Source organism: Variovorax sp. SG517 (assembly GCF_013376045.1).
GTDB lineage: Bacteria > Pseudomonadota > Gammaproteobacteria > Burkholderiales > Burkholderiaceae_C > Variovorax.
In genome coordinates this window covers 77,338-93,277 of sequence record NZ_JABMJG010000010.1, presented here as the reverse complement: position 1 = coordinate 93,277, position 15,940 = coordinate 77,338, and the positions used below count along the sequence as shown (strand labels likewise).

General features: G+C 69.8%; 16 protein-coding genes and 2 riboswitches. Of the genes, 11 read left to right on the top strand and 5 right to left on the bottom strand.

Annotated elements, in window-relative coordinates:
* The first annotated feature begins 24 nt into the window (after nucleotides 1-24).
* Nucleotides 25-123, top strand: a riboswitch (glycine riboswitch).
* Between the two features lie 3 nt (nucleotides 124-126).
* Nucleotides 127-232: riboswitch (glycine riboswitch) on the top strand.
* 93 nt (nucleotides 233-325) lie between these two features.
* Nucleotides 326-1,633: a D-amino acid dehydrogenase gene (locus FHT32_RS27180; RefSeq protein WP_176667684.1), complete on the top strand. Its 1,308-nt coding sequence runs from the start codon at nucleotides 326-328 to the stop codon at nucleotides 1,631-1,633.
* 19 nt (nucleotides 1,634-1,652) lie between these two features.
* Here the strand turns inward: FHT32_RS27180 and FHT32_RS27175 are convergent, their stop codons facing one another.
* The 4 genes from FHT32_RS27175 to FHT32_RS27160 all read right to left on the bottom strand — a co-directional run bounded on the left by FHT32_RS27175 (nucleotide 1,653) and on the right by FHT32_RS27160 (nucleotide 6,873).
* Nucleotides 1,653-3,059 carry an RtcB family protein gene (locus FHT32_RS27175; RefSeq protein ID WP_176667683.1) on the bottom strand — a complete coding sequence of 469 codons (1,407 nt, stop codon included), beginning with the start codon at nucleotides 3,057-3,059 and terminating at the stop codon, nucleotides 1,653-1,655.
* Nucleotides 3,060-3,262: 203 nt separating this feature from the next.
* Nucleotides 3,263-4,543, bottom strand: coding sequence for an FIST C-terminal domain-containing protein (locus tag FHT32_RS27170; RefSeq protein ID WP_176667682.1), 1,281 nt, complete (start codon nucleotides 4,541-4,543; stop codon nucleotides 3,263-3,265).
* A gap of 45 nt (nucleotides 4,544-4,588) precedes the next feature.
* Nucleotides 4,589-5,338, bottom strand: coding sequence for a PhaM family polyhydroxyalkanoate granule multifunctional regulatory protein (locus tag FHT32_RS27165; protein WP_176667681.1), 750 nt, complete (start codon nucleotides 5,336-5,338; stop codon nucleotides 4,589-4,591).
* An 89-nt stretch (nucleotides 5,339-5,427) separates the two neighbouring features.
* Nucleotides 5,428-6,873 (bottom strand): PLP-dependent aminotransferase family protein, encoded by a 1,446-nt coding sequence (locus tag FHT32_RS27160; protein WP_176667680.1) that lies wholly within the window; start codon nucleotides 6,871-6,873, stop codon nucleotides 5,428-5,430.
* Between the two features lie 122 nt (nucleotides 6,874-6,995).
* Between FHT32_RS27160 and FHT32_RS27155 the strand changes: the two genes are divergently transcribed.
* The 10 genes from FHT32_RS27155 (at nucleotide 6,996) to FHT32_RS27110 (ending at nucleotide 14,848) form a co-directional block, all read left to right on the top strand.
* The gene (locus tag FHT32_RS27155) at nucleotides 6,996-7,595 is read left to right on the top strand and encodes a LysE family translocator (RefSeq protein WP_176667679.1); all 600 of its coding nucleotides are present in this window, start codon (nucleotides 6,996-6,998) and stop codon (nucleotides 7,593-7,595) included.
* A complete protein-coding gene (locus FHT32_RS27150) occupies nucleotides 7,592-8,551 on the top strand; it encodes a DMT family transporter (RefSeq protein ID WP_176667678.1) in 960 nt (319 codons plus the stop codon). The genes FHT32_RS27155 and FHT32_RS27150 overlap by 4 nt, the downstream gene beginning before the upstream one ends.
* Nucleotides 8,551-8,958, top strand: coding sequence for a VOC family protein (locus FHT32_RS27145; protein ID WP_176667677.1), 408 nt, complete (start codon nucleotides 8,551-8,553; stop codon nucleotides 8,956-8,958). The genes FHT32_RS27150 and FHT32_RS27145 overlap by 1 nt, the downstream gene beginning before the upstream one ends.
* A 63-nt stretch (nucleotides 8,959-9,021) precedes the next feature.
* A complete protein-coding gene (locus FHT32_RS27140) occupies nucleotides 9,022-10,224 on the top strand; it encodes a PLP-dependent aminotransferase family protein (RefSeq protein ID WP_176667676.1) in 1,203 nt (400 codons plus the stop codon).
* A 22-nt stretch (nucleotides 10,225-10,246) separates the two neighbouring features.
* Nucleotides 10,247-10,885 (top strand): LysE family translocator, encoded by a 639-nt coding sequence (locus FHT32_RS27135; RefSeq protein ID WP_176667675.1) that lies wholly within the window; start codon nucleotides 10,247-10,249, stop codon nucleotides 10,883-10,885.
* A 52-nt stretch (nucleotides 10,886-10,937) separates the two neighbouring features.
* Nucleotides 10,938-11,579 carry a glutathione S-transferase family protein gene (locus tag FHT32_RS27130; RefSeq protein ID WP_176667674.1) on the top strand — a complete coding sequence of 214 codons (642 nt, stop codon included), beginning with the start codon at nucleotides 10,938-10,940 and terminating at the stop codon, nucleotides 11,577-11,579.
* Nucleotides 11,580-11,584: 5 nt separating this feature from the next.
* The gene (locus tag FHT32_RS27125; RefSeq protein WP_176667673.1) at nucleotides 11,585-12,508 is read left to right on the top strand and encodes a PhzF family phenazine biosynthesis protein; all 924 of its coding nucleotides are present in this window, start codon (nucleotides 11,585-11,587) and stop codon (nucleotides 12,506-12,508) included.
* A gap of 24 nt (nucleotides 12,509-12,532) precedes the next feature.
* Nucleotides 12,533-13,225, top strand: a complete 693-nt coding sequence (locus tag FHT32_RS27120) for a VOC family protein (protein ID WP_176667672.1) — start codon at nucleotides 12,533-12,535, stop codon at nucleotides 13,223-13,225.
* A gap of 1 nt (nucleotide 13,226) precedes the next feature.
* Nucleotides 13,227-13,859 carry a LysE family translocator gene (locus FHT32_RS27115; RefSeq protein ID WP_176667671.1) on the top strand — a complete coding sequence of 211 codons (633 nt, stop codon included), beginning with the start codon at nucleotides 13,227-13,229 and terminating at the stop codon, nucleotides 13,857-13,859.
* A 20-nt stretch (nucleotides 13,860-13,879) separates the two neighbouring features.
* Nucleotides 13,880-14,848 (top strand): threonine dehydratase, encoded by a 969-nt coding sequence (locus tag FHT32_RS27110; RefSeq protein ID WP_176667670.1) that lies wholly within the window; start codon nucleotides 13,880-13,882, stop codon nucleotides 14,846-14,848.
* 7 nt (nucleotides 14,849-14,855) lie between these two features.
* On the opposite strand, the gene FHT32_RS27105 is transcribed toward FHT32_RS27110, so the two are convergent.
* A complete protein-coding gene (locus FHT32_RS27105) occupies nucleotides 14,856-15,713 on the bottom strand; it encodes a creatininase family protein (RefSeq protein WP_176667669.1) in 858 nt (285 codons plus the stop codon).
* Nucleotides 15,714-15,940 lie beyond the last annotated feature (227 nt).

Sequence of the window (15,940 nt, the reverse complement as noted above, 5' to 3'; positions counted from 1 at the left end):
GCCCGTGCAGGCTCCGCCTACAATCGCCCCACTGCAGGAGAGCGGGCCACCCCGGTGGCCCTACCGAAGGCGCAAACTCCCATAAACGCTCAGGTCGGCCTCGCAAGGGCCTGTACTGCACCAACTGAAACGCCGTCTGGAGAGCCGCCACGCCATGTGGCGCACCGAAGGAGCAAACCCTCTGCGGGCGCAGCGGGTGAATCTCTCAGGTACCGAGGACAGGGGGAGCGGCAACTTGGACTGCGGTCGTCCGGTTGCTTTTGCTATTCATTCGATAGCAATCAATGCCCGCCGTTCAAGCGCTGCAACCTCAAAGGTACCTGAAATGCGCGTGATCGTTCTCGGCGCCGGCCTGCTCGGCGTGACCTCGGCTTACTACCTCCAGCAACTCGGCCACGAAGTGACCGTGATCGACCGGCAGGCCACCCCGGCCGCCGAAACCAGCTTCGCCAACGGCGGGCAGATCTCCGTCAGCCATGCCGAACCCTGGGCCAACCCCAGCGCGCCGCTGAAGGTGCTGCAATGGCTGGGCAAGGAAGACGCCCCGCTGCTCTTCCGCATGCGAGCCGACATGCGCCAGTGGCTCTGGGGCCTGCAGTTCCTGCGCGAATGCACGCCGGCGCGCACTCGCCACAACATCGAACAGATCGTTCGTCTGGGCACATACAGCCGCTCGATGTTGCAACAGTTGCGCCGCGACACCGGTCTCAGCTACGACCAGCGCACCCAGGGCATCCTCCACTTCTACACGACGCAGAAGGAGTTCGACGGCGCCCTCGAGCCCGCCGAGCAGATGCGCGCCCTGGGCTGCGAGCGCCAGGTCATCTCGGCCGACGAGGCCGTGAAGATCGAGCCCGCCCTCGCCCACATCCGCCCGAAGCTGGCCGGCGCCACCTATACGGCCGAGGACGAGTCCGGCGACGCTAACCGCTTCGCCCGCGAACTCGTCGGGCTGGCCGCCGCCGCGGGCGTGAAGTTCCTGATGAGCCACACCGTCACCGCGCTGCGCGAAGCCGGCGGCAGCATCGACCACGTCGAGGCCACCGACAGCGAAGGCCGCTTCCAGCGCATCCGCGGCGACGCCTTCGTGCTGGCGATGGGTTCGCTGAGCCCGCTGTACGCAGCGCCGCTGGGCATCCGGCTGCCGATCTACCCTGCGAAGGGCTACTCGGTGACGCTGCCCGTCAAGGACGCCTCGAAGGCGCACCAAGTCTCGCTGACCGACGATGAATTCAAGCTCGTCTTCTCGCGCTACACCTCGGCTTCGGGCGACCGCCTGCGCATCGCCGGCACGGCCGAGCTCAATGGCTACGACCGCGACCTGAACCGCGTGCGCTGCGAAGCCATCGTGCGCCGCGTCGAGGAGCTCTTCCCTGGCGCCGGCGACACCACCCAGGCCCAGTTCTGGACCGGCCTGCGCCCGGCCACGCCGAGCAACGTGCCGCTGATCGGCAAGACAAAGCTGCCGAACCTGTTCCTCAACACCGGCCACGGCACCCTGGGCTGGACGCACGCCTGCGGTTCGGGCAAGTCGATCGCGCGGATCGTGAGCGGGCTGGAGCCGGAGGTCGATTTCGCGTTCACGGGGATGCCGGCGCCCAAGCCGCGCGTTCCGCAGCCCGCGCTGGGCTGACGAGCCGGCAATTCCTGGATCACGCCTTGAACGTGATCCAGGGCCGGAGCCGCACCGCGCAATGGATCAGCCCGGCGCGCTCCTGCGCGTCGATCACCTCGCCGATGGGCTTGTAGGCCTGCGGCGCCTCCTCGATCCGGCGCTCCTCGCGCAAGGTCACGCATTGCCAGCTGGCCTGGTGGTCGGCGGGCGCGGGCCGCATCGCGCGCACCTGCTGCCGGCGCATCCGCCGGCCGGCGCCATGGCTGCATGACCAGAGCCAGTCTTCATGTCCGAGTCCGGAGGCCAGATACGAGTAGTCGCCCATCGAGCCGGGGATCAGCGCCAGGTCGCCCGCATTCGCCGGCGTCGCTCCCTTGCGGTGGATGTTCATACCGTGTTCCCGCAGCACGACGTTGTGCGGCACGTCCACCACGAGCCTGGACGACGTCGCGCCGAGCAACTCTGCAAAGTCCTTGCGCACCAACTCGGCCAGCACGACCCGGTTCGCCCATGCATAGCGCGCCGCAACTCCCATGGCCTCCAGATATTCGTCGGCCAGAGGGCCCGCCAGGCCATACAGGCCGCTTTTCGGATGACGCAGCCCCTTGGGCCATTCGTCGCGGGCGCGGTCCATCCAGCGGCCGCCCACATGGAACCCGATGTCGCGCGAGCCGCTGTGGATCATCACGACCACGTCCCCTGACTTCAGGCCGGCGCGATAGGCCTCATGGCGGTCCATCACATGGTCCACCACCTGCAGCTCCACGAAATGGTTGCCGCTTCCCGGCGTGCCCAGGCAGGGGTCGCGGAACACCTCGTGGCGGACGCCGGTGTAGGCCTCTGGAGCATGCCGCGCGCTGCCGCCGAATGTCGCCAGGCCGATGCAGGCGTCGAGCTCGGCCTGCAACCGGTCGCGGTCGCAGTAAGACCACAGCCCGCCGTTGCGCACCGCCTCAAGGAAGGCCGACGGGCCCACGTCGAACAGCGCCTTGAACGCCGTCGTGTGCACCGGCACGTCGCGGCCGTTGTCGAGCAGGCTGCGCGTGAGCCGCTCCACCAGCCTCGTCTTGTGCGGAGCCACCTGGTCGAGCGTGAGCCCGGTGGTCAGCAGCCGCATGCCGCAGTTGATGTCGGTGCCCACCGCCGCGGGAATGACGAAGTCGGGATCGGTCGCGACGACGCTGCCGACGGGCGCGACGGAGCCCGGGTGGAAGTCGGGCGTCGCGCAGGCCTTGCACACGCCCTTCTCGCCGTCGGGCGAGCGCACGCTGGCGAATGCCAGCAACTGGTTCACCGCCTTCTCTTCCAGAGGAAGGCTGGGCGGCAGGAGCACCGTGGCCTGCGAGGCCTCGTGGTGCAGGTGGTAGATGCCGTCGCGGTAGTCGACGGCGATGCCGGCGCGCGAGAAGGCACGCTGGAGTCTCGAGAAACGAAGGTCGCTCATGGCTGCTGTTCCATTGCGGAAACCGTGTCGGCTTCCTGCCTCGTCGCACTTTGCGTGGAGAGGCGAAAGAGATCACCCGCGCTCGCTGACGATGCGCGGTTGGCTCTTTCTTGCAGCAGCAGAGATTCAAGAAAGCGGGCGGATTCTAGTGACGCATGCTTTCACCGGAAACCCGCCCGTCGCTTTTTTACGTCAGCCCCGAGTCAATCCGGCGCCGTGAAAACCGTCAACACCCCGGTATACCCATACAGATGGTGCCGCGCGATCTCGCCCGCGGCGAAGAAACCCACCAGCGGCACATCGCCCAGCGCGTGGCGCACGATCTGCAGTTCCGCCCCCGGCGCGCCGAAGTGCGGGCCGCCGCGGCCGGAGCAGCTCACGTACACGGCCCCCGCGATGCGTCGTGCCGGATGCGGCGCGGCTTCGGCCTCGCCTGCCGCCACGGCGCGGGCTGTAGCCAGCGTCTGCTCTTCAGGCTCCAGTTCCTCGCGGATCTCGGCGCAGATGCGCATCAGGTCGGCGCGCGCGGCCTGGGCGTTTCGGCGGCAGAAGGTCAGGCGCATGCCTGCCTCGGCAGTGTCGGCGATGGCGATGCCGCGCCGCGTGGGGTCGAGCCCGATGATGTGGCGCACGAGCACGTCGGCGCCCAGGTCGCCGGTGCGGCGGATGCCATCGCTGCCGGCTTCGGCCAGGCCGACGAGGGTGTTGCGCACCGCGTCGATGGCCTCCTGCGGGCGTTCGAGCGACACCTGCAGGTCGGTCAGCAGCACGTCGAGGGCGGGTTCGCCGTCGAGCTTGAGCAGCAGGTTGCCGTCGGCCTCGGTAATCTCGCGTTCGCGCACCGCGCCCGAGCGCAGCGGCTGGCAGCCCTGGGTGACGCGCGACACCAGCCGCACGCCCTCGCCGAAGACCACACCCGAAAGCCCGCCCGAGAACACGCCGCCCGCCGCGCCGTGCCCGCGGATGTTGCCGTTCCCGCCGACGGCGAACTGCAGCGCGCCGCCGCGTCCCGACGAGAGTCCGCCGAACAGGTAGCCCGTGTCGGTGCGCCCGGCCATCTCGCCGATCAGCTCGGCGAGGTCGGGCGTGGCGGGGTCGGCGTGCACCAGCGCCGTGTGCGCCTCGAAGCCGCTCATTTCCGAATTACCCAGCGGCGCGACGCCGGAGAACACACGGTACTGGTCGCTCGGCAGCGCGCAGAGCATGAGCGTCATGCCGGGTTCGTCGAAATACTCGGCGTTGTTGGCCGACACGCCGATGCCGACGGTGCCCGACCAGTCGGTCACCTCGGGCAGTTCGGCGCTCAGGTGGTCGAGGATGTCCTGCGCGTCGTTCGCGTAGTGGTCGGTGATGTAGAGCAGCCCCAGCGTGGGCGCGGAGGCGTAGTCGGGCAGCGCCATCTGCGCCCGCAGCTGGGCGAGCACGAGGCCCGCCGCCATTCGCCATTGCGGATGGGTGGCATGGCCGGAGGGAAACAACTTCATGATGCGTGCCAACCCGTTCTTCAGGAAATGGATGTGTGTATGACGTCAGCGTCGCGCGGAGGTTCGCTTGCGCGCGGCGGTCGACGCCTTCTTCTTCGCGGCCGGCGCCGCAGCTTTCTTCGCGGCAGGGGCGGGCTTGCGGGCCGCCGCCGGCTTGCTGCCGATGACCGAGCCGACCGCGTCGGCCAGCGGCTGGGCCATGGCCGGCACCTTCAGCTGGGCCGCGTCCTGCAGCGCCGTGCTCGCGATCTGTTGGAACTGTTCGGTGAGCGAGCCCCACCACTGCATCGGATCGACCACGCCCGCGCCATCGGTCGACCCGGCTTTAGCCTTGGCCGCGGCCGGCTTGCGGCGCGGCTTGCTGGGCGCCGGCGCTTCTTCTTCAGGGGCCTCGTCCTCTTCCTCGATCTCCTCGAGCTCGGGTTCGGGCTCCGGGGCTGCCGCCGCCGCGGGTGCCGGCGCGGGGGCCATCGCGGCTGCCTGCCTGGTGAATGCACTGGCGATGTCTTCCATGCGCACGTTCATGCCGCGCAGCGTCGACAGCGTCATCTTCTGCACTTCCAGTGCCTGGATGGTGGCCTTGAGCGCATGTCCGTTCTGCTCGAGCCAGTACTGCACGGTCTTGAGTTCCTGGATGCGCTTGTCGACCTCCTCCACGCTCAGCGTGGGCGCCACCCAGCTCGCGATGCCCGGGATCGAACCGCTCCCCGACGCCGCGCCGCCGGCGAGGTTCTTCAGGAAGTCGAATCCGGGAACGAACTGGCTGAAGTCGAAGGGCTTGCTGGCGGTGCTCATGCGGGAGGTCTCCTGGGTGCTGGGTATGGGTTTTCTTGTGCTGCCAGCTTACTCCAAGCCTCCGGGCTTTTCGCGCCCTTTCGGGTCCGTCAGACTTCGCTTCGCACCTTGCTGAACACCTTCCAGAAAGCCGCGTCCTGCGAGGTCGCGAAGTTGATCCGCATCATGGTGCTCGGCGGCCGGCGGGCATGGAAGAGCGACCCGGGCGCCAGCAGGTAGCCCTGGTCGAGCATGCGCTGCGTGAGCGCGTCGGTGTCCACGCCCGTGTCGACCCAGCCGAAGAGCCCCGCCGGCTCCGAGGCGAAGGTGCAGCCGTGCGCCATGGCCAGCTTCACCGCCCGCCCCCGCGCCCCGTCGAGCCGGATGCGCACGCGCTCGGAATGCCGGCGCAGCTGCCCCTGGTCGATGCACCACGACAAGGCCCGCTCGAACAGCGTGGGCGAGGTCAGCGTGGCCAGCAGCTTGGTCTCGAGCAGCCGCTCCTTCAGGTCGGGCGGCGCGGCCAGGAAGCCGATGCGCCAGTTGGGCGCCAGGATCTTCGCGAAGCCGCTGACGTAGATGGTGCGCTGCAGTCCGTCGAGCGCGCTCAGCCGCGTGGCGTGCTCGGGCGCGAGGTGGCTGTAGGTGTCGTCCTCGACGATGTGGAAGTCGTATTCGTTGGCCAGCTTGAGCACGCGGTGCGCGCTGCCCGGCGTGAGGCTGTAGCCCGTGGGGTTGTGCAGCACGCTCACGCTGACGAAGAGCTTGGGGCTGTGCAGCTTGCAATATTGCGCCATCACTTCCAGGTCGGGCCCGTCGGCGCGGCGCGGCACCGGCAGGATGCGCATGCCCAGCGCCTCCAGCCGTGCGAACTCCAGCGCCCAGCCCGGCTCCTCGACCATCACCGGATCACCCGCCCGCAGCAGCGTGCGGCTCACGATGTCCAGCGCGTGCGTGGCGCCGACGGTGGTCACGATCTGGTCGGGCGAGGCCGGCACGTTGATGCCCACCAGCTTCTGCGAGAGGCTGCGCCGCAGGCTCATGTCGCCGGCCGGCTCGCCGTACTGCAGAGAGAGCTCCTGCAGCGCGGCTGTATTGGTCATGCGCCGCACGGCCGTGGGCATGAAGGTCGACGCCATCCAGTCGGGCGGGAACACGCCCATGCCCGGCTGCGGCTTGTCGCTCGGGCGATGGAACATGCTGCGGATCAGCGAGCTGGCGTCGGCCGGCACGCGCGAGGCCATCATCTGCACCGCGATCGCGGCGGGCACGCCCATCGCGCCGTTGGCGTCGCCGCCGTTCGCCGAGCGGGCGTCCTGCGCCGGGGCGGAGTCGCGAACGTAGAAGCCGCGCTGCCGCCGGGCCTCGACCAGCCCCTGCGCCAGCAGCTGGTCGTAGGCCGCAACCACGGTGTACGGGCTCACGCCCTGCTGCCGCGCGCATTCGCGCACCGAGGGCAGGCGCGCGCCCGGCGGCAGCAGCCGGGTACGGATGCGCTCGGCCAAGCGGTCGGCGAGCTGCCCCGTCAGCGACTGTGTGGAGGTGCGTGTGAGCATTCGTCGTCCGGGCTGTGCCGGTTTCCCTGGCTTCTGTGTCGAAGGGGTGACCAATACAGATTGCCTGATTGTTCGATCATCTGTACTGGAACTGTAATGGTCGCAAGTTTAGAGTGTGTGTCATGAACTGGCAAGAATTCACCGCGCTGCTGGTGCTGGCCACGGCGATGAGCTTCTCGCCCGGCCCCAACACCACGCTTTCCACCGCCCTGGCGGCCAACGGCGGCCTGCCGCGCGCCATGCGCTTCGTGGTCGCGGTGCCGGTGGGCTGGACGCTGTTGCTGGCGCTGTGCGCCGCGGGCATCGGCGCGCTGGTGGTGGCGGTGCCTTCGCTGCGGCTGGCCATCAAGGCGCTGGGCATCGGCTATTTGCTGTGGCTCGCGTACAAGCTCAGCGGGAGCGCCACGCTCGGCAGGGCCGACGGCAAGAGCCTGTCGGTTGGCTTTGGCCAGGGCGTGATGCTGCAGTTCGTGAACATCAAGGCCTGGCTGCTGGCGCTCACGCTGGTGGCCGGCTGGATCGCCGGGCAGCCCGACGCGCTGCACCGCTTCGCGATCGTGGCGCCGGTGATGCTGGCCTATGCCTTCGTCAGCAACTTCGCCTATGCGCTGGTCGGCGCCATGCTGCGCGACTGGCTGGCCAAGGGCTCGCGGCTGCTGTGGTTCAACCGCGCAATGGGGCTCGTGCTGGTGCTCACCGCCTGGTGGATGGCAGGCGTATGAGGAGCATCAAGGACGAAACTCTCGGCATGTGGCTGGGCGTGGTGGGTGTGGCGATGTTCGCCATCACGCTGCCGATGACGCGCCTGGCCACCGGCTCGCAGGACGCGCCGCAGCTGTCGCCGTGGTTCGTCACCCTCGGGCGCGCCGCGCTGGCGGGCGTGCTGTCGGCCGTCTTCCTGCTGGTCACGCGCTCGCCGCGTCCGGCGCCGCACCAGTGGAAGCCGCTGGGCGTGGCAGTGCTGGGCAACGCTATCGGGTTCCCGCTGCTGCTGGCCTACGCGCTGCGCGTGGTCACGGCCAGCCATGCGGCGGTGGTGACCGCACTGCTGCCGCTGGTCACGGCTGCCGTCGCGGCCTGGGTGCTGCACCAGCGCGCGCGGCTGGGCTTCTGGCTCTGCGCCGTCGCGGGCAGCCTGCTGGTGGTGGTGTTCTCGGTGCTGCGCGCGAGCCAGGGCGGACACAGCTTCGGCTTCGAATGGGCCGACCTGCTGCTGGTGGGCGCGGTCATCGCCGCCTCCCTGGGCTACATCTACGGCGCGCAGGTCACGCCATCGCTGGGTGCCGAGCGCGTGATCTGCTGGGTGTGCGTGATGGCGCTGCCCGTCACGCTGCCGGCCACGCTCGCGCTGTGGCCCACGCAGCCGATCGCCACCACCTCCTGGCTGGGCTTCGTCTACGTCGGCATGTTCTCGATGTGGATCGGCTTCTTCGCCTGGTACCGCGGCCTGGCCTTGGGCGGCGCGCTGCGCGTGAGCCAGACGCAGCTGCTGCAGCCCTTCCTGTCGATCCTGGCCTCGATTCCGATCCTGGGCGAGCCGCTGGACGTGGTCACGCTGGCCTTCGCGGTCGCCGTGGTGGCGACGGTGGTCATCGGCAAGCGCCTGTCGCAGCCGCCGGCCGCTTCGGCCGCAGCCTCGCTGCCCGCCGGCGCAGTCCGCACGGGAAGGAGCCGCTGATGTTCAGCCACGTCACCGTCGGCTGCACCGACCTGCCGCGCGCCGCCGCGTTCTACGACGCGCTGCTCGCCCCGCTCGGGCTCGAGCGCCGTCCGGTCACGCCCGACGGCGGCCCCGCTGCGGCCTGCTGGATCGTGCCCGGGCAGGCGCTGCCGCGCTTCTACGCGTACATCCCGCTGGATGGTGAACCCGCCAGCGTCGGCAACGGCAGCATGGTCGCGTTCCGCGCGGCCTCGGCCGACGCCGTGAATGCCGCCCACGAGGCGGCCCTGCGCCACGGCGGCCGCGACGAAGGCCCGCCCGGCCCACGCCCACTCTATGGCCATGGCTATTACGGCGCCTACCTGCGCGACCCCGACGGCAACAAAATCCATGTCGCATACCGTGGCGACATCGCGGCGGACTGAATCCCGCCTTCGCCGTTACCCTCATTCATCCGAATCCCACCTCACGCCTGAAAGAAGAAAGCCATGAACTGGAAACTCGCCGCCCGCGCCGCCAAGATGAATCCCTCGGTGCTGCGTGAAATCCTCAAGGTCACCGAGCGCCCCGGCATCATCAGCCTGGCCGGCGGCCTGCCCTCGCCCAAGACCTTCCCGATCCAGGCTTTCGCCGACGCCTGCGCCGAGGTGCTGCACAACGACGGCCAGGCCGCGCTGCAGTACGCGGCCAGCGAAGGCTACGCGCCGCTGCGCCAGGCGGTGGCCGACATGCTGCCGTGGGACGTCGATGCCTCGCAGGTGCTCATCACCACCGGCTCGCAGCAAGGCCTCGACCTGGTGGCCAAGGTGCTGATCGATCCGGGCAACAAGGTGCTGGTGGAGACGCCCACCTACCTCGGCGCGCTGCAGGCTTTCGGCCCGATGGAGCCGCACCCGGTGGGCGTGGCCAGCGACGACGAGGGCGTGCTCGTCGACGACCTCGTGGCCAAGGCGAAGGACGCGCGCTTCATCTACCTGCTGCCCAACTTCCAGAACCCCACCGGCCGCACCATGACGGAAGAGCGCCGCGCCGCCGTCTCGGCCGCCGCTGCCACCGCCGGCCTGCCCATCGTGGAAGACAACCCCTACGGCGAACTCTGGTTCGACGAAGCCCCTCCGCTGCCGCTGGCCGCGCGCAACCCCGAGGGCGTGATCTACCTGGGCTCGTTCTCGAAGGTGCTGGCCCCCGGCCTGCGCCTGGGCTTCCTGGTGGCGCCCAAGTCCATCTACCCGAAGCTGCTGCAGGCCAAGCAGGCCGTCGACCTGCACACGCCGATCTTCACGCAGCGCATGGTCTCGGCGGTGATGAAGGACGGGTTCCTCGACCGCCATGTGCCCACCATCCGCGCCCTCTACAAGCGCCAGCGCGACGCAATGATGGCCGCCCTCAAGCGCGAGATGGCCGGCCTGGACGTGAAGTTCAACGCGCCCAAGGGCGGCATGTTCCTGTGGGCGCGCCTGCCCGAGGGCGTGGACACCGTGAAGCTGCTGCCCAAGGCGGTGGAGCGCAACGTGGCCTTCGTGCCGGGCGCGCCCTTCTACGCCGGCGAAGGCGATCCGCGCACGCTGCGCCTGTCGTTCGTGACGGCCAGCGTCGACGAGATCGACACCGCCATCGCCGCGCTCGCGCAGACCCTGCGCGAAGAGCTGGTGCTGCTCGGCGACAAGACGCCGGCCGTGGCGCAGGCCTGAAACCACAACCCAGGAGCCATACGTGATCGGCCTCGCGACGCTCTCGCTCTTCCTGCTCGCGGTACTGGCGCTGTTCCTGTCGCCGGGCCCGAACATGGCTTTCGTGCTCTCGCACGGCGTGGCCCATGGTCCGCGCGGCGGGTTCGCGGCGGCCCTCGGCATCTCGGCGGCCGACCTCGTGCATACGCTGTTCGCCGCCACCGGCGTCACCGCGCTGGTGGCAGCGTGGCCGCCATCGTTCGACGTGCTGCGCTACGCGGGCGCGCTGTACCTGGTGTGGCTCGCGGTGCAGGCGCTGCGAGGCGGCGGCGGCCTTCGCACGGGCGCTCAGGCGCAGCCCGCCGGCTTCGGCCGCATCGTGCGCATGGCGCTGCTGAACAACCTCGTCAATCCGAAGGCGCTGCTGTTCTTCATGGTGTTCCTGCCGCAGTTCGTCGACCCGGCGCGCGGCAGCGTGACGCTGCAGCTGGTGCAGCTCGGCGTGGTGCTGTCGATGGCGGCGCTGGCCTTCAACACGCTGCTGGGCGCGTGCAGCGGCCAGATCGGACGCTGGCTGCACAAGCGCCCCGGCGCGGCGCGCATCCAGAGCGGCCTGCTCGCAGCCGTGATGCTCGGGCTGGCCGTGCGGCTGCTGTTCCTCGACCGTCCCTCGCCGCGCTGAAGCAAGCAGGGTCGGCAAAAGAACCGACAACGGAAGAAAGAAAGAAAAAGACATGCTCAACATCTGGGGCCGCATCAGCTCGATCAACGTCCGCAAGGTGGTGTGGTGCGCGCAGGAGCTCGGGCTCGATTTCCAGCGCACCGAGGCCGGCGGCAAGTTCGGCGTGGTGCAGACGCCCGAATACCTCGCGCTCAATCCGAACGCGATGGTGCCCACCATCGACGACGGCGAGGGTGCCGAGCGCGTGACGCTGTGGGAGTCGAACGTGATCGTGCGCTACCTCTGCGCGAAGCATTCGCACGGCAACCTGTACCCGGCGGAGCTGCCCGCTCGCTTCGACGCCGAGCGCTGGATGGACTGGCAGCAGACCACGCTCAACCGCGCGAGCCGCGACGCCTTCGTCCAGTGGGTGCGCACGCCGCCTTCGGAGCGCCAGCCCGCGCTCATCGAGGCATCGGTGCGCGACAGCGAAGCACTGTTTGCAATGCTCGACGCGCACCTCGCGCGCCAGCCCTACATGGCCGGCGAGCGCTTCACCATGGCCGACATCCCCATCGGCTGCGAAGCGCACCGCTGGTTCGGCCTGCCCGGCGCCGAATACCGCCGGCCGAGCTGGCCGAACGTGGAGCGCTGGTACTCGGAATTGCTCTCCCGCCCGGGCACGCGCGGCGTGCTCGACTTATCCCTCGAATGAACCCGATGAAATCCCGCCCCTTCAAGCAAGTCGACGTCTTCACCGCCACCGCCTACTACGGCAACCCGCTCGCGGTGGTGATCGACGGCCAGGACCTCGACGACGCCGCGATGCAGCGCTTCGCGCAGTGGACCAACCTGTCGGAAACGACCTTCCTGCTGCCGCCGACCGACCCGGCCGCCGACTACCGCGTGCGCATCTTCACGCCCGGCGGCGAGCTGCCCTTCGCGGGGCACCCGACCATCGGCAGCTGCCACGCGTGGCTGGAGGCCGGCGGCAAGCCCAAGGCAGCGGGCATGGTGGTGCAGCAGTGCGGCGCGGGCCTGGTGCCGCTGCGCCGCGACGGCAGCCGCCTGGCCTTCGCCGCGCCGCCGCTCAAGCGCAGCGCGCCCAGCCCGGCCCTGCTGGCCAAGGTGGCAGGCGCGCTGGGCCTGAAGGCGCAGCAGGTGATTGCAGCGCAGGTGCTCGACAACGGCCCTGTCTGGTTCGGCCTGCTCGTGAACGACGCCGACGCTGTGCTGGCGCTGCAGCCCGACCACCGCGCGCTGAAGGAGCTGGGTGTGAAGGCCGGCGTGGCGGGCGTGCCGGCGGCGCACGACACCTCGCTGCTCATCGGCCGCTCCAACCGCGAGGCGCGCGCCTTCGGCAACCGGCCCGCGGTGCCGAACGAGGACGGCACCCGCATCGACCTGGAAGTGCGCGCCTTCGCCGAGCCCATCGGCGTGCAGGAAGACCCGGTCACCGGCAGCCTCAACGCGAGCCTGGCCGAATGGCTGATCGCCGACGGCCACATGCCCGAGCGCTACCTCGCGGCGCAGGGCCAGTGCCTGGGCCGCGCGGGCCGCGTCTACATCGAGCGCGACGCTGAAGGAAAGATCTGGGTCGGCGGCGATGCCGTGACCTGCGTGGACGGAAGCGTCACGCTCTGACCCCCTGGAGGAAGGCATCGCACCATGCACGCGCAGTTGGACCATCTCGTGATTGCCGCTGCCTCGCTCGCGCAGGGCGTGTCGTGGTGCGAGAAGACGCTCGGCGTCACCCCGGCGCCGGGCGGCTCGCATCCGCTGATGGGCACGCACAACCGACTGCTGAACATCTCGGGCGATGCCTTTCCCGCCGCGTACGCGGAGATCATCGCGATCGAGCCAGGCAAGGAGCCCTCGCGCCCCAAGACTCGACGCTGGTTCGACCTGGACGACGCGGTACTGCAGGCCGACCTCGCGCGGCAGGGCCCGAGGCTGATCCATTTCGTCGCCCGCGTGCCCGACGCGCATGCGGCGATCCGCGCGCTCGCTCGCGAGGAGCACTCGCACATCGACCGCGGCCGGCTGCTCGAAGCCTCGCGCGACACGCCGGCCGGCCGGCTCGAATGGCAGATCACCGTGCGCGACGACGGCCAGCGGCTCTTCTACGGCACGCTGCCCACGCTGATCCAGTGGGGCGCGGTGCATCCCACCGATTCCATGCCCGCGTCGGGCCTCGTGCTGCGCTCGCTGCGCGCCGTGCACCCGCGTGCGCCGGCGCTGTCGGCAGCGCTGTCGGCCATCGGCATGACGGGCCTGGAGATCGAGGCGGGCCCGCCCAACCTGATTGCCGTGCTCGACACGCCGCGCGGCAGCGTCACCCTCGAATCACAAGGACTCTGACATGCTGAGCTTCGCCGAGATCGCCCTCTTCGCATTCGCCTCGCTGCTGCTGGCGCTCACGCCGGGGCCGAACATGATCTATTGCGTCTCGCGCACGCTGGTGCAGGGCCGGCGCGCGGGTCTCATCTCGCTGGGCGGCGTGCTGCTGGCCTTCCTGGTGCACCTGTTCGCGGCGGCGCTCGGGCTCACCGCGCTGCTGCTGGCGGTGCCGCTCGCGTTCGACGCCATCCGCATCGCGGGCGCGGCCTACCTGCTGTGGCTCGCATGGCAGGCGGTGAAGCCCGGCGGCAGCGCGCCTTTCGAGGCCCGCGCGCTGCCGGCCGATCCGCCGGGCAAGCTGTTCCGCATGGGCTTTCTCACGAACCTGCTGAACCCGAAGGTGGCGATGTTCTATCTCTCGTTCTTTCCGCAGTTCATCCACCCCGAGCGCGGCTCGGTGCTGCTGCAGAGCATGCAGCTGGGCATCGCGCAGATGACGGCCAGCGCGCTGGTCAACACGGTGATGATCGTCGGCGCCGCGGGCATCACGGCCGTGCTGTCGCAAAGCGCCGGCTGGTTGCGCGCGCAGCGCTACGTGATGGGCAGCGTGCTCGCCGCCCTGGCCGTGCGCGTGGCGCTGACCGAACGCAAGTAGGCAAGGCGCCTGGAGATCCGATGAGATTCACCCGCGAAGAGATCGAAGCGGCGCAGCGCACCGTGCGCGCGGCCATGCCGCCCACGCCGCAGTACGCCTGGCCACTGCTTTCGCAGCGCCTGGGCGCCACCGTGTGGGCCAAGCACGAGAACCACACGCCGGCCGGCGCCTTCAAGATCCGCGGCGGCCTGACCTACTTCGAGACGCTGGCGCGCGAACAGCCGGCGGTGCGCCACGCCATCAGCGCCACGCGTGGCAACCACGGCCAGTCGGTCGGCTTCGCTGCGCGGCGCCACGGGCTGGGCGCGACCATCGTGGTGCCGCACGGCAACTCGACCGAGAAGAACGCCGCGATGCGCGCGCTCGGCGTCACGCTGATCGAGCACGGCGACGACTTCCAGGCCGCCTCCGAGCACGCGGCCGCATTGGCAGAGCGCGACGGCCTGCACCGCGTGCCCTCGTTCCATCGCGAGCTGGTGCGCGGCGTCTCGACGGCGTATGTCGAATTCTTCGAGGCACTCTCGGCCGCGCCGCCCGACGTGCTGTTCGTGCCCATCGGCCTGGGCTCGGGCTTTGCCGCGGCGGCAGCGGCGCGCGCGTACTGCGGCGTGTCGACGAAGCTCATCGGCGTGGTGTCGGCGCACGCCACCGCCTATCGCGATTCCTTCCGCGCGGGCAAGCCGGTCGAGTCGCCCGTCACCACGCGACTGGCCGACGGCATGGCCTGCCGAGTGCCAGTGCCCGAATCGGTGGAAGTGATATTGCGCGAGGCCGACGACGTGGTCACGGTCACCGACGACGAGGTCGCGCAGTCCATGCGCATCCTGTTCAGCGACACGCACAACGTGGCCGAGGGCGCCGGCGCAGCCGCACTGGCCGCCGCGCTTCAGCAGCAGGAGCGCTGGCGCGGCAGGACGGTGGGCGTGTGCGTGAGCGGCGGCAATGTCGACTCCGACATGTTCGCCGGGGTGCTCGGGCGCACCGCCTGAGCGGCACTCAGGGAAGAGGCCCGGTGTTGGCCGTGTCCAGCGGCAGCCGCGACACCTCTTCCAGCAGCAGCGCGAGCTGCCGCGCCGCGGCATCGATCACCGCCTGGCCGTGCTGCGCCGTGGCGGCGGCAGCGTTGCCCGCGGCGCCGTGGGGGTTGTAGTCCTCGATGGCCCAGCCGAGCTTGGCGCTCTTGCCGTTGCCCAGGATCGCGTAGTCGGCCGCGCGCTGGCGCGAGGTGGAATCGAAATCGCGCGCCTCGCCCATGCGAACCAGCTGCGGCGCCAGCGCCAGCATCATCGACGTCTCGATCTCGCCCGCGTGCACGCCGAAGCGGTGTTCCTGCGCGCTGAACTGCGCGCCCGCGTCGCCCAGCGGCAGGTTGAACCAGCTCACGCTGTAGACGATGAGACCGTGCTCGGCGCGCAGCTCGCGCGCCACGATGTCCATCGCGCCCACGTGGCCGCCGTGCGCATTGAAGAGCACCAGCTTCTTCACCCCCGCGCGCGCCACGCCCGCGCCGATTTCCTTCCACATGCGGATCAGCGTCTCGGCCGACAGCGTGAGCGTGCCCGCAAAGCGCGCGTGCTCGGGGCTCAGGCCGATCTGCTGGGTCGGCAGGAACAGCACCGGCAGCGCGGCCGGCAGCAGTGGCAGCGAGGCGGCGACGATGCCGTCGGCCAGCACGGTATCGACGCCCAGCGGCAGGTGGGGGCCGTGCTGCTCGGTCGCGCCCAGCGGCAGCACCGCGACGGTGGCCGCCGCGTCGAGCGACGCGAAGTCGCGCGTGGTGAGTTGCGACCAGAAGCGGGGCAGCAACGAGGGCGAGGAAGAAGACGAAGGCGAGGGGGCCTGGGGAGCGTTCATCACGCGATCTTAGGCCGGGGCCGGGTCGAGCGGACGCGGGGTTCCTGGGCGTCTGTCCGACAAAAGCGATCAGCGCAGGCGTCCAAAACGCGAATCTGTTCACACATACAACCGAATCCTCAGTCTTTTGTTTGCCCTTGTTAACAACGATGTCTAAAGTGATTCAAGTCTTGAGAGTTTGAGTTCCGAGGTCGCCGTCCTGTCACGCGGCACCCCCGGTTCTTGCG